This window comes from Pseudomonas sp. LBUM1662 (assembly GCF_059695915.1).
In genome coordinates, this window is record NZ_CP166793.1 from 3,469,195 (window position 1) to 3,482,737 (window position 13,543).

General features: G+C 59.0%; 10 protein-coding genes. 3 read left to right on the forward strand and 7 right to left on the reverse strand.

Features of this window, described 5'->3' with window-relative positions:
• On the reverse strand, nt 1-201 hold the full coding sequence (locus tag ACA049_RS15550; protein ID WP_497328206.1) for a DUF1656 domain-containing protein: 201 nt from the start codon (nt 199-201) through the stop codon (nt 1-3).
• Entirely contained in the window at nt 191-2,326 is a 2,136-nt protein-coding gene (locus ACA049_RS15555) for an FUSC family protein (protein ID WP_497328208.1), read from the reverse strand. Before ACA049_RS15555 ends, ACA049_RS15550 begins: the two co-directional genes overlap by 11 nt.
• Nucleotides 2,327-2,508: 182 nt before the next feature.
• On the opposite strand from ACA049_RS15555, the gene ACA049_RS15560 reads away from it, so the two are divergent.
• The 3 genes from ACA049_RS15560 to ACA049_RS15570 all read left to right on the forward strand — a co-directional run bounded on the left by ACA049_RS15560 (nt 2,509) and on the right by ACA049_RS15570 (nt 6,861).
• Nucleotides 2,509-3,564 (forward strand): tetratricopeptide repeat protein, encoded by a 1,056-nt coding sequence (locus ACA049_RS15560; RefSeq protein WP_497328210.1) that lies wholly within the window; start codon nt 2,509-2,511, stop codon nt 3,562-3,564.
• Between the two features lie 127 nt (nt 3,565-3,691).
• On the forward strand, nt 3,692-5,194 hold the full coding sequence (locus ACA049_RS15565; RefSeq protein WP_497328211.1) for an ATPase domain-containing protein: 1,503 nt from the start codon (nt 3,692-3,694) through the stop codon (nt 5,192-5,194).
• On the forward strand, nt 5,191-6,861 hold the full coding sequence (locus ACA049_RS15570) for an ATP-binding protein (RefSeq protein ID WP_497328213.1): 1,671 nt from the start codon (nt 5,191-5,193) through the stop codon (nt 6,859-6,861). The genes ACA049_RS15565 and ACA049_RS15570 overlap by 4 nt, the downstream gene beginning before the upstream one ends.
• Nucleotides 6,862-6,985: 124 nt before the next feature.
• Here the strand turns inward: ACA049_RS15570 and ACA049_RS15575 are convergent, their stop codons facing one another.
• From ACA049_RS15575 to ACA049_RS15595, 5 genes are all read right to left on the reverse strand, one after another.
• Nucleotides 6,986-7,363 carry a response regulator gene (locus tag ACA049_RS15575; RefSeq protein WP_059405185.1) on the reverse strand — a complete coding sequence of 126 codons (378 nt, stop codon included), beginning with the start codon at nt 7,361-7,363 and terminating at the stop codon, nt 6,986-6,988.
• Between the two features lie 77 nt (nt 7,364-7,440).
• Nucleotides 7,441-8,622 carry a hybrid sensor histidine kinase/response regulator gene (locus tag ACA049_RS15580; protein WP_497328215.1) on the reverse strand — a complete coding sequence of 394 codons (1,182 nt, stop codon included), beginning with the start codon at nt 8,620-8,622 and terminating at the stop codon, nt 7,441-7,443.
• Nucleotides 8,616-9,209, reverse strand: a complete 594-nt coding sequence (locus ACA049_RS15585) for a chemotaxis protein CheB (protein WP_497328217.1) — start codon at nt 9,207-9,209, stop codon at nt 8,616-8,618. The genes ACA049_RS15580 and ACA049_RS15585 overlap by 7 nt, the downstream gene beginning before the upstream one ends.
• A complete protein-coding gene (locus ACA049_RS15590) occupies nt 9,206-10,021 on the reverse strand; it encodes a CheR family methyltransferase (protein WP_497328219.1) in 816 nt (271 codons plus the stop codon). Before ACA049_RS15590 ends, ACA049_RS15585 begins: the two co-directional genes overlap by 4 nt.
• A 17-nt stretch (nt 10,022-10,038) precedes the next feature.
• Nucleotides 10,039-13,530, reverse strand: a complete 3,492-nt coding sequence (locus ACA049_RS15595; protein ID WP_497328221.1) for a response regulator — start codon at nt 13,528-13,530, stop codon at nt 10,039-10,041.
• Nucleotides 13,531-13,543: the final 13 nt, after the last annotated feature.

Consider the following 13,543-nt stretch of genomic DNA (forward strand, 5'->3'; position numbering starts at 1 on the left):
TCAGGCTCCCATCACCAGGATCAGCGTTGCGCATACGCAGGCATACAACGCGCCCTCGAACAAGGCTTCATGCCAGACGAAACGCAGCACGCCGATGCGTCTCAGGATCCAGTCCAGCAACAAAAAAATCGGCAAGGCCAGCAGCAAGGCCTGGGCGATTGGCGGGAGGTAGACGCCACCTATTTCCAGATCAATGGGCAAGGGCCGGTACTCCTTCCGGTTCTTTGGCTTCGAAATGTTTGCGATGACGCTCCAGAAACGACACGACGATCAGCAGCGCTACGCGCATCCGGAACACCGACCACAAGTGTTCATGAACATCTAACTGCAGGTCGTCCATTTCATCGCCCAAGGTGTGCATGTGTCCGAGCAGCCGGTCAACGTCAATACCGGGTCGTCCGGCGACAAACCTGCCGGTCTCCCGGACCGATGCCAGCAAACGATTTTGTTGGTCGGTACTCAACAAGGTGTTGCTTTGTCCCTGCTGCCTGAGCTGGTTCAACGCCACCCCCAGTGCCATGCACCCGAGGCTGACTTCGAACAGCTCGCCGGATTGCTTGTCGTGGGTGGCTGGCAACAGGCCCAGCATCATGGTCAGGCGATCGACCATGCGACTTTCGAAGGCAAACTGTTGCTCATCGGTGACCGGCGTCTTCAGCAAGGCGTAGACCTGCTCCCGGTTTTCGTTGAACAGTCGACGCATCCGCAAAACCGGCCTGAACGGGAAGATCAACGCATAGACACTGAGCGCCAGTGCCGCGGCGCAGATATACGCACCGGCAAACTCGAACCACAGAATGGCGGTGTTTTGGCCGACGCCTGCGTTTTGCGGGCCCAGCAACAACATGGTCGTCAGCCCCAGTCCAATGCCTGTGCCGGTGGTTGGCGGACTGGACAACCCCACCGCGACGGCATACAGCAAGGGCACCAGCAACAACGCGAGCAACTCAAAGTCACTGATCATCGGTACCAGCATGAACAGATAGAACGCCGACACCACCAGGGCCAGGCCCAACCCTCTGGCAAAACTCTGGGCGGCCAGCAACGGTCGGGGAAACGTCGCCATCAGCGAACAGAGAATCCCCACCACGATCATCCCGCCACGGGCCCCGTCCCACGCGGTCTCGATCCAGATCAGACCGGCTACCAGCAACGCACTAAAGGCCCGGATCGCGTTCATCGCCGCCAAGGTGAAATCCAGATGCAGCGGGTTCTCCTGGCCGCGGAACACGCAACTGGCTTCACGTCCATCCTGGATCGCGTCGCTCAGCTCCAGAATCTGCCCCAGTTGCTCCAGCATCCGCGCCTGTTCCCAGCGCAATGCCCAGGCCAGGGAACGCAGGGTGGCAGGCATCGTCTCGGTAAGTTGTTCGGCCTTGTAGGCCTGATCATCGAAGCGCTGTTGCAGCGCCGAAAAATGGTGCCGCGCCTCGGCCGACAACGTGCGTCCCTTCACGGCCAGCTCGTCGAGAAAGTCCAGTTCTTCGGCGCGTAACAGCTGGATCTCTTCGGGCAGATCGCCCTTCCAGCGCTCGGCCAGCAATTCGCGTTGGTGGCGCAACGCCGTCAGCCGAGAGGTCAGCAGCACCAGCTGATTGCCGAGCAGCTGCACCAGGCCATTGGCGCTGCGCAACCGTGGTGCGTCGAAATACAGATGCCGACGCAAGCCCTCAAGCGCGCTGATTTCACCCAGCAATTGCATCTGCCTGCGGTGGAAATCACCCTCACTCTCCTCGGTTCGAATCACCGCCGCCGCATGGGTCGCGAGCAGCTTGATGACCTGATCGATCTTGGCGAAGTAGCTCCGGGCCACCGCCTCCGGGCGCGCGGTCAGCAGGCTGACGACGCAGACGCAGGCCACCGCCAGCAGCGTCTCGGTGACGCGGGTGACCGCCAGCAGGAACGTGCCGTCCTGATCCGGCACCGCCAGCAACGCGACCACGACCGCGGTGTAACCACTAAGCACAAAGGCCTGGGAACTTGTGTAGCGCAACAAGGTACCGCCAGCGGTACACAGCGCCAGCCACAAGGCCAGCGTAATAATGAAAGGCATCGGCGCCTGGGGAAAGATCGCCATGATCAAGACCGCGACGACCGCACCCAGTGTGGTGCCGATGACCTGGCCGAAACTGCGGGCCAGGGCCATGCCACCCAATGGCTGGCTGACGATGACCACCGCCATGATCGACCACTTGGGCTGGTCAAGGTCGAACAGGAAGGCCAGGTACAGCGTCAGCAGCCCGGCCGTGATGGTTCTCAAGGCGAACAACAGCACCCCTTGTCCGGGGTTGAGCATTGCCTTGAAGTATTGGAGCAGCGGTTGCATGGGAACACTCGTCGAGTCATCTCCAGCAAGCGTAGTCACTGCTTCATCGCTTCGACGGGTTTCAATGTCGACGCGACCTGTAGGCAAATTCGCCGATATTGAACTGAGTCAGGGTTTGACTCACACGCCCACCTGACCGAAGCTGACAGCTTTGCAAAAGTCGCCAGCTCCCGGATTCCTGCATGCCCCAGTCCCGCCGCTACTTGCTCATCTGCCTCTGTGTCCTGTTCGCCATCGCCCTTGCCTGGCTTTTCCTGCGTAGCACGACACCCGTGGTGCCGGAAGCCATCAAACGCGGTTACAGCGAAGCGTTGACCCAGGCGCGCGCAGGGCAACCGGGGGCCGCGCGGGTTCTGTACCAGCAATTGGGTCGCCCTGACCTGTCGGCCAAGCGCCGAGTCTGGTTACATGCTGAACTGCCTAACTACCCGAGCCCGCAAGCCCTGAAACTGGCAGACGCAGACCTGCAAAACCCCTCGGCCGACGTGCGCATTGCAGCGATAAAAAGCATCAGCGGACTGGTGCCCAGCGGGCAGCGCAGCTTGCTGATCGGGCCGTTGCTCGATGACAGCGAACAAAGCGTGCGGTTTGCCGCGATCAACGCCCTGCTGGGCCTGTCGCCAGATGACCTCGGGTTGTATTTCGGGCCGTTGCAACAAGCCATCGATGCCTGGGAACAGGTGCTGAAGAGTCAACCCGCCAGCGCCGAAACCCAATACCAACTGGCTCGCCTGCACCTGCACAACGCCGAACTGAAAGAGGCGCAGCAGGCACTGGAACGCACGCTGCAGCTGGGTCCGGGCAATCTGCCGGCGCTGGTGATGCAGATTGAAGTCCTGGACAGGCAAGGGCAAAGCGACGCGGCGCGGCAATTGCTGGCGAAACAGTTGAAGGCCCAGCCCGACTCAGCCTACCTGCAACATGCCTTGGGGCTCTGGTTGCTGCACCACGGGCAAAGTGAGTTCGCCCTGCTCGGTCTGTCCAAAGCGGTCGAGATCGAACCGAACAACAAGGATTATCGCTACGACCTGGCGACCACACTGCATGGCGAGCAAGAACTGGAAGCGGCACAAAAACAGTTGCAGGAAATCGTCCAGCGCCACCCGGCCGATCGCAAGGCGCGGGTGTTGCTGATCAATTACTGGAAGGAAAGCGGCCAGTTGCAGAACGTACAGATCCTTCTGGCGCAGCTGGAACAGCTCAACCCGGACGACCCGGCGTTGCAGCAAGGCTTGTAAAGGCACCCTCTGGAACGCCAACAAAAAGGTTGAACCGTCGCCACGGCAAAAGGTCAAGTGATCAGGCAGTCCATTCAGGCACTTCAGGCCTGCTGCCTCGCTTCCCCTAGTCATGAGAGGGTTTTTTTTGTCTACATCTAACGAGTTGTTCAGTGCAAAAGCCGCCACCGGCATCGAAGGTCTGGATGACATCCTGGCCGGTGGATTGTCCCGCGGCCATGTGTTTTTGCTGGAGGGTGAACCCGGAACCGGCAAAACCACCGTCGCATTGCATTTTCTGTTGGCCGGTGCCCGTGCCGGCGAGCGCTCGTTGTACATCACGCTTTCAGAAACCGAGCGCGAACTGCGCCAAGGGGCCTTGTCCCACGGTTGGGAGCTGGATGAAAACATCCACATCTTCGAACTGACCCCGCCAGAAAGCCTGCTCAATGCCGAGCATCAGCAAAGCCTCCTGTATTCCTCGGACCTTGAGCTGGGCGAAGCGACCAAGCAGATTTTCGAAGTGGTCGAACGGGTCAAGCCGACCCGGGTGGTCCTCGACAGCCTTTCCGAAATCCGTCTGCTGGCCCAGAGTTCGCTGCGTTATCGCCGGCAAATCCTGGCAATCAAGCACTATTTCGTGCGCTACGACGCCACCGTGCTATTGCTCGATGACCTGACCACCGAATCCCTCGACAAAACCGTGCACAGTGTGGCGCACGGGGTGATTCGCCTCGAAGAACTGACGCCCAACTATGGCGCCGAACGCCGGCGAATCCGCGTCGTGAAATACCGCGGTCAGAAGTACCGCGGCGGTTATCACGACTTCACCATCATGGGCGACGGCGTTCACGTATTCCCCCGTCTGGTCGCGGCTGAACACCGTGGCGGTTACGTCCGCCAGCAGTTGACCAGCGGCATCAAGGAAATGGACGCCCTGCTCGGCGGCGGCATCGAGACCGGTTCCAGCACGCTGATTCTCGGCCCGGCCGGTACCGGCAAGTCGCTGATCTCGATGATCTTCGCTGCAGCCGCCGTCGCCCGGGGTGAAAAAGCCGCGCTGTTTATCTTCGATGAAGAGCTGGGGCTGCTGTTCGAACGCATGAAAAACATGGGCATCGACCTGCAAGCGCTGCAAGACACCGGCAACCTGCTGATCGAACAAGTAGACGCCGCCGAACTGTCCCCCGGCGAGTTCTCCCACCGGGTTCGTCGTTGTGTCGATGAGCGCAATATCAAAACCGTGGTCATCGACAGCATCAACGGCTATCAGGCTGCGATGCCCGAGGAAAATGCGCTGGTGCTGCACATGCACGAGTTGCTGCTGTACCTCAATCGCCGAGGCGCCGCGACGTTCATGACGGTGGCCCAACACGGGCTGGTCGGGGACATGCAGGCGCCGGTCGACATTACTTATCTGGCCGACACGGTGATTCTGTTGCGTTACTTCGAAGCCCTGGGCAAGGTCCGCCGGGCCATTTCAATCATCAAGAAACGCACCGGCAGCCATGAATCGACCATCCGCGAATACCGCATCGGCAGCACGGGCATGACAATCGGTGAACCTTTGGATGCATTCCAGGGTGTGTTGCGCGGCGTGCCGACCTATATGGGCGCCAGCCAGCCACTCCTTCAGGATGATGGCCGGTGAATGCGCTCGAAGCGATGTCCGAGCGCGCGATCATTCTCGCGCCGCTGGGACGTGACAGCCAGATCGCGCTGATGATGCTCAACGAGGCGGGTTTCGAAGGCCTGGTGACTCGGGATCTGGTCACGCTGTGCAGCGAGATCGCATTAGGTGCCGGCCTGCTGGTGATTTCTTCGGAAGCCTTGCTCGGGTGTGACCTCGAGCCGCTGCTGAACCTGATCGAGGAACAACCGGCCTGGTCAGACTTGCCGATCGTACTGCTGACCCACCACGGCGGCCCGGAACAGAACCCCGCATCGCGCCTCGGCCCGCAGCTGGGCAACGTTACCTTCCTCGAGCGTCCGTTTCATCCGGTCACGCTGATCAGCCTGGTCACCACCGCGTTGCGTGGGCGACGACGACAGTATGAAGCCAGGGACCGGTTGATCGACCTGAGTCAAAGCGAGCTGCGCCTGCAAAACACGCTGGAAACCCTCGAGCAACAAGTCGAGGAGCGTACCGCCCAACTGCGCCACAACGAAGAAGCCCTTAGACAGTCGCAGAAAATGGAAGCGGTCGGCCAACTCACCGGCGGCATCGCCCACGATTTCAATAACATGTTGACCGGCATCATCGGCAGCCTTGAGTTGCTGCGTCGACGCCTGGCCCGGGGGCGCACCGACGACCTGGACGGCCTGATCGATCTGGGGGTGACCTCCGCCAATCGCGCCGCGGGTCTGACTCATCGCCTATTGGCGTTTTCCCGACGCCAGTCGCTGGATTCCAAACCCGTGGAAATGAACACCCTGGTGGTGTCCATGGGCGAGCTCTTGCAGCGCAGCATCAACGAAAGTATTCAGTTGGACATGCAGTTGAGCGAGGACCTATGGGTGGCCGAGGCCGACCCCAATCAGCTTGAAAGCGCCCTCCTCAACCTGGTACTGAACGCCCGCGACGCCATGCCCGAGGGCGGAAAACTGGTGGTCAATACTTCAAATCAACATCTGGACAAGCGCTTCACCCAGGTCCACAGCAACCTGCAACCGGGTGATTACGTTGTGCTGCGCGTGACCGACACCGGCTGCGGCATGCCGGAAGGCACCATCAGCCGGGCCTTTGATCCGTTCTTCACCACCAAACCGATCGGCCAAGGCACCGGTTTGGGCTTGTCGATGATTTACGGTTTCAGCAAGCAGTCCCACGGCCACGTGACCATCGAGAGTGAAGTGGGCAACGGCACCACCGTCAGCCTGTATCTGCCGCGCTACAACGGTGATGTGATCGAGGACACGCTGATCGATATCGCCCACGCGCCTTACGCTCAAGACGGTGAAACCGTGCTGATCGTCGAGGACGATCCGGCGGTGCGTGTGCTGGTGAGTGCGGTATTGAGTGAGTTGGGCTACGCCTTCGTCGAAGCAGGCGATGCCGACAGCGCGGTGCCGATTCTCGACTCCGGCCAACGTATCGACCTGTTGATCAGCGACGTCGGGTTGCCTGGAATGAATGGCCGGCAATTGGCGGAAATCGGTCGGCAGTACCGACCTGATCTGAAAGTGTTGTTCATCACCGGTTATGCCGAACACGCGGCGGTACGCGGCGGCTTCCTTGACCCTGGCATGCAGATGATCACCAAGCCGTTCACCTTCGACCTGTTGACGGCCAAGGTGCGGGAAATGATCCGCCTCTGAACAACGCCCCCGTAGGTAGGAGCTGTCGAGTGCAACGAGGCTGCGATCTTTTGACTTTGATTTTTAAAAACAAGATCAAAAGATCGCAGCCTCGTTGCACTCGACAGCTCCTACAGGTATCGCGTCAGGACAGCATTTCCTGCATCAATTCTTGCAACACATCGAGATCGAACGGCTTGCCGAGGATCGGCGCCTTGCGCGTGATCGGGCTGTCGGTCTCGCGGATTTCCTGCGGATAACCGCTGATAAAAATCACTTTGAGTTCCGGTCGCAGCTTCACGGCAGGCTCGGCGATCTGTACGCCGGAGATCCCGCCAGGCAGGCGAAAGTCAGTGATCATCATGTCCAGGTGCGGTTTGCTCGCCAGTATTTCGAAGGCCTGCTCGCCGTTTTCGGCCTGCAGTACGCGGTAACCCTCACCCGACAAGTAAGCCGACAATACCATCAGGATCGAGGGGTCATCCTCGACGATGAGTACTACATCTTGTGCATCTTCACTCATGGGAAGCCTTTGTTCGGTCAATAGCAGCTGATACGACCGTGAGGTCGATCAGAGGTTGCGTTTATCCGGCTGATTTCCTACAGCGGCAGACAAACGCGAAATAAGGCGCCCTCGTTGATCTTGCTCTCGACGGCGATGGAGCCGCCATGGGCGGCGACGATCTGTTCGGAAATAAACAGCCCCAGTCCCAGCCCCGCGACCACGGTTTTGGCTGACACCCGTTCGAACTGTTGAAAAATACGCTTCTGGTTTTCTTCACTGATACCGATCCCGCGATCCTGCACTTCGACCCGTGCCTGACCCTCGTGACAGTAGACCCTCACATCGATCCGGCTCTTGCCACCATAACGCAAGGCGTTGGTCAGCAGATTTGAAATCACTTGTTCGATACGAAATTCGTCCCAGTTGCCGACCACTGGCTGCTCGGCGGTAAACGTCACGGAGCACTCGGCGGCGTCGACCTGCGGCGCGAAGTTTTGCAACAGATTGCTGACCAATTGTACGAGGTCAAACTTCGTCGTGCGGATCGACAGCTTGCCGGTGCGGATACGTGACACATCCAGCATGTCTTCAATCAGACGGATCAGGCTTTTGATCTGCCGCTCGTCACGGTCGACCATGGCGTGCATCTTGTCGAGAGTGAACGCCGCCGCGTTGTCCCGGGCCAGGTGCATCTTGCGCAATTGGGTTTCGAGGATCAGGCCATTGAGCGGCGTACGGACTTCGTGGGCGACGATCGACATGAAGTCGTCACGCATGCGCACCGCTTGCTCCAGCTCATTCTGGGTGGTCTGCAATCGCTTGAGCAACGCTTCCTGTTCGCGGCGAGCCTGTTCCAGTTCTTCGACCTGCTGCTTCATCGCCTTGCTCTGGCGATACAGGTCAACGAACACGTTGACCTTGCTCTTGACCGCATGAATATCCAGCGGCTTGTGCAGGAAGTCCACGGCACCGCTTTCGTAGCCCTTGAACGCGTAGTTCAACTCGCGGCCAGCGGCACTGACAAACACGATCGGGATGTTCTTGGTTTTTTCTGTGCCGCGCATTAACTCGGCCAGTTCAAAGCCGTTCATGCCGGGCATCTGCACGTCGAGAATGGCCATGGCGAATTCGTGTTGCAGCAGCAGCGACAACGCTTCGTCCGCGGACAAGGCTTTGTAGACCACGCGGTCTTCACGCTTGATCAACGCCTCGAGCGCCAGCAGGTTCTCCGGCAGATCGTCGACAATCAGCAGTTTGGCTTGGATGTTACTCAGCATGCTATTCGTTCCAGCTCGACAAGCAGACGGCCGATGCCGCGTATAGGGAGAATGTGGTCCGGTTGATGCAAATCTATCGCTGCCCGAGGCATGGTCGCGACCTGGGCTTCGGCCGGGTCCTGCACGATGGTCAGGCCGCCACGATGTTTGACCTGCGCCAGCCCGCGAGCGCCGTCGCGGTTCGCGCCGGTCAGCAGCACGGCTGCCAGGCTTGAACCGTAGGCATCGGCGGCGGACTCGAACAGAAAATCAATGGACGGACGCGAGTAATGCACGCGCTCTTCCAGGCTCAAGGAAAAGCTGCGGTCCTGTTCCACCGACAAGTGATAACCCGGTGTAGCGAAATACAGGGTTCCGGCTTCCACGACCGTTTTGTCGCTGGCTTCCTCGACAGGCATCGCCACCCGGCGTCTGAAGACTTCGGCCAGTTGGCTGCGACGCTCGTCGGGCAGGTGCAACACCACGATAATCGGCAGTGCGAAACCTTCACGCAACGGACTGAGAATGTTGAGTAACGCCTCCACGCCACCGGCCGAAGCGCCGATCACGATAGCTTCTATAGAAGGCAAATCCGCTGCAGTGTTCATGATTTTCGGTAGATCCGTTCCTGTTTGACCAAGGGCACAAACTGGTTGCCGAAGGCTGAAAAATCCGGGGTTTCCTTACTGCCCAACACCAGGAATCCGCGATGGCAAAGGGATTCATGGAACAAACCGAACGCACGATCCTGAAGCTTTTTATTAAAGTAGATCAAAACATTACGACATGAAATTAATTGGGTTTCTGAAAAGACGCTATCCGTTGCCAGACTGTGATCGGCGAAGGTCACGTTCTCACACAACGTCTTGTCGAAAATCGCGTAGCCATACGCCGCCGTGTAGTACTCGGCGAACGAACGCTGGCCACCTGCCTGCTGGTAGTTATGAGTGTAGGCACGGACGTTCTCCATGGAGAAAATCCCCTGTTTGGCCTTCTCCAGCGAGCGCGGATTGATGTCGGTGGCGTAAATGATGGTGCGATCGAGCAAGCCTTCTTCGCGCAGCAGGATCGCCATCGAATAGACTTCTTCACCCGTGCTGCAACCGGCAATCCAGATCTTGATCGACGGATAGGTCTTGAGCAGCGGCACCACTTCGTTGCGGATCGCCAGGAAGTGCGACGGGTCGCGAAACATTTCGCTGACTGGAATCGTCAGCAATTGCAGCAACTGCATGAACGCCGTCGGGTCGTGCAGCACCTTCTCTTGCAGGGCCGAAATGGTATTGCACTCAAACTGCGCCAACGCGTGATTGACCCGGCGCTTGATCGAAGCGCCGGAGTAATCGCGAAAGTCGTAGCTGTATTTGAGGTAGATCGCCTCGATCAACAACCGCAATTCGATTTCGCTGCTTCGCTCCATTGAACCAATGCGTTCCACTAAATGCGTTCCATCTTCGGTAACCACACGCGAATCAGTGAGAACAGGCGGTCCAGGTCGATGGGCTTGGCCAGGTAATCGTTGGAGCCGGCCTGCAGGCAGCGCTCCTGATCGTCCTTCATGGCCTTGGCCGTCACCGCAATGATCGGCAGCTTGCGCCAGCGCGGGTCCTTGCGGATCTCGATGGTGGCTTCGAAGCCATCCATCTCCGGCATCATCACGTCCATCAACACCAGATCGATGTCCTCGACTTCATTCAGTTTTTCAATCGCTTCCCGACCGTTCCGGCCGATGACCACGACTGCACCTTTTTGCTCGAGCGCGCTGGTCAGGGCGAAGATGTTGCGTACATCGTCGTCCACCAGCAGTACTTTGCGGCCCTCGAAGACCTTGTCGCGACTGCGCGCGGTCTTGAGCATCCGTTGGCGATCATGGGACAACTTGGATTCGACTTTGTGCAGAAAGAGTGTGACCTCATCCAGCAGACGCTCGGGCGAACGTGCGCCCTTGATGATGATCGAGCGCGAATACTTGCGCAGTTCGGCCTCTTCGTCCCGCGTCAGGTTGCGTCCGGTATAGACGATCACCGGCGGGAACGAGCAGATATCTTCGGTCGACATGCGCTTGAGCAAGTCGTTGCCGAGCATGTCCGGCAGCTTCAGGTCGATGACCATGCAGTCGAAAATGGTCGTGCGCAGCAGATCGAGCGCTTCCTGCGCCAGGCCGACGGCGGTGATCTCGATGTCGTCGTCGCCGATCAGGCGCGCAATGCTGTCGCGCTGCAAATCATCGTCTTCGACCAGCAGCACCCGCTTGACCTTCTGAGTCAGCTTGGCTTCAAGACGGGCGAACACGTCCTTGAGCTCTTCGCGGGTGGTCGGCTTGACCGCATAACCGATGGCCCCCATGTGCATGGCGGCCTCAACCCGATCCTCGACCGAAATCACATGAACCGGGATATGACGGGTTTCGGCATGTTCCTTCAGGCGCTGCAACACCGTCAGCCCGGAATGATCCGGCAGGCGCATGTCCAGCAAAATGGCGTCAGGAATGAACTCCTTGGCCAGGTCGTAGCCTTCATCGGCACCGTGGGCAACCAGACACTGGTAACCCAGTTCATGGGCCAGGTCGTAGAGGATGTGCGCAAAGTTCTGCTCGTCTTCCACCACCAGGATGCAACGGGTGGTGAATGGCGCCTTGGTGCGGTCATCGTTGAATCGAGGGATATCGACTTCGGCGATCAAAGGCACCCGTTCAGGCGTTGCCGCTCTCGGTGCCATGGCGACAGGCGTGGGCTGCCTTGGTTCGACCGGCACTTCGTTCGGTTCGACGTAGTGCTGCGGCAGCACCAGCGTAAAGACACTGCCCTGCCCCGGTTCGCTGGTGACGCTGATCGAACCGCCGAGCAACGCGGCCAGGTCCCGGGAAATCGACAAGCCCAGGCCCGTGCCGCCATATCGGCGATTGGTGGTGCCGTCGGCCTGGCGGAAGGCTTCGAAAATGCTTTCCTGCTGGTCGGCGGCGATGCCGATTCCGGAGTCGCGGACGATAAAGGCAATGCCGTCATCGGGCTGGGACGCTACCGTCAGGCTGACCGTGCCTTTTTCGGTAAATTTCACCGCGTTCGACAGCAGGTTCTTGATGACTTGCTCCAGGCGCTGACGGTCGGTGAACAGCATCATCGGCGAACCGGGCTGAAGGTCGATCTCAAACTTCAGCTTCTTGTCAGAGGCCATCGGTTCGAACATCCCGCGCAGCCCGTCCACCAGACGCGCAACACTGGTGTTCTCGGGGCGCATTTCCAGCTTGCCGGCTTCGACCTTGGAAATATCGAGAATGTCATTGATCAGGTTGAGCAAGTCGTTGCCGGCGGAATAGATCGACTCGGCGAACTTCACCTGCTCGGCGCTGAGGTTTTCCTGAGGGTTTTCTGCCAGCAACTTGGCCAGGATCAGCGAACTGTTCAACGGCGTGCGCAGTTCGTGGGACATGTTGGCGAGGAACTCGGACTTGTATTTGCTCGAGCGCTGCAACTCTTCGGCGCGCTCTTCAAGCTGGGCCTGAGCCTGATTAAGCTCGGTGTTCTTCAGGTCCATCGCATCACGCTGGTCGGCGAGGATTTGCGCCTGATCGGCGAGCTGCTCGTTGGTCTGCTCCAACTCGACTTGCTGGGTTTCCAGGTGAGCCTGGGACTCCTTGAGAATCCGCGATTGCTCTTCGAGTTCTTCGTTGGCGGTCTTGAGTTCTTCTTGCTGGACTTGCAGTTCTTCGTTGAGTTGCTGGGTTTCGGCCAGCACTTCCTGCAAACGTTGACGATAGCGCGCCGCTTCGATCGACGTACCGATGTTGCCGGCGATCAGTTCGAGCAATTCGACATCGCGGTCATCCAGCGGGCGCAGGAAGCCCAGTTCAATCACGCCGTTGACCCGATCATCGTCGCTGGTCGGCACCACGAGCACGCTATGCGGCAGGCCTTCGCCCAGGCCGGAGCAGACTTTGAAATAATCGCTGGGCACGTTATCCAGACGGATCAAGCGAGCCTGTCGCGCCACCTGGCCGACAATTCCCTCATCGCTGTAAATCTGCTGGTCACGCTCTTCCTGCTCGCGAGAAAACCCGTAAGACGCCACTCGCGTGAGGCCGCCATGTTCTTCGCGCACATAAATAGCCGCGACGGCGGTGCCCAGGTATTGGGCACAGAACTGCAGAATGTTGCGGCCCAACAAGTTGAGGGACAGTTGCCCCAACACCTGCTCGGCCAGCTCGGTCTGGCCATTGCGCAGCCACGCTTGCTGTTCCAGGCGAGAGGCGGCGGTCTGTTGCGCAGTCAGGTTGGTGCTGTAGTTCTGAGACAGGTTGAGCAAATCCCGGCGGCCGATGTAGGCCAGCAACCCGCTGATGCCAAGGATGAACAACAGGTAAAGGGAAATGCTCCAGATCGTGGTGCGGCGCACTTCCTCGTTGCGTGTGGTACGCAACTGTTGCTCCATGTCGATCACGTCTTCGAATTGCTTGCGGATTTCGTCGGTCAGCCGCTTGCCATGGCCCGCTTTGACCGCGCTACGGTAATCGCCGCTTGAACGCTGCAATTCGATCATCGTCTGCGCGTAGGTGGCCCAGTCCTTCTGCAAGGCCTGGAGCCGGTGCAGACGATCGGTTTGTACCGGGTTGTCGGACGTGAGATCGAGCAAGGTATTGAGCGCGACTTCGATTCTCGGCTTGGCCGTTTCGTAAGGGTCGAGGAAATGCTCATCGCCGCTGAGCAGAAAGCCGCGCATCCCTGTTTCCAGATCAACGGTCAACTTCACCGCTTCATTGGCGTTATTGATCACCCGGTCGGTGTGTTCGACCCACTGGATCACCGACAGCAGGTAAGTGATCAGTGAGACGAAGAACACGGCACTGAGCACGCCGACACCCAACGGCAGGCTGATGTTGCGGCTCAGGAGTTTACGGAATCGTTGCTCATCAACCGAAGACGCAGGGGTCATGGGAAGGCCTTGT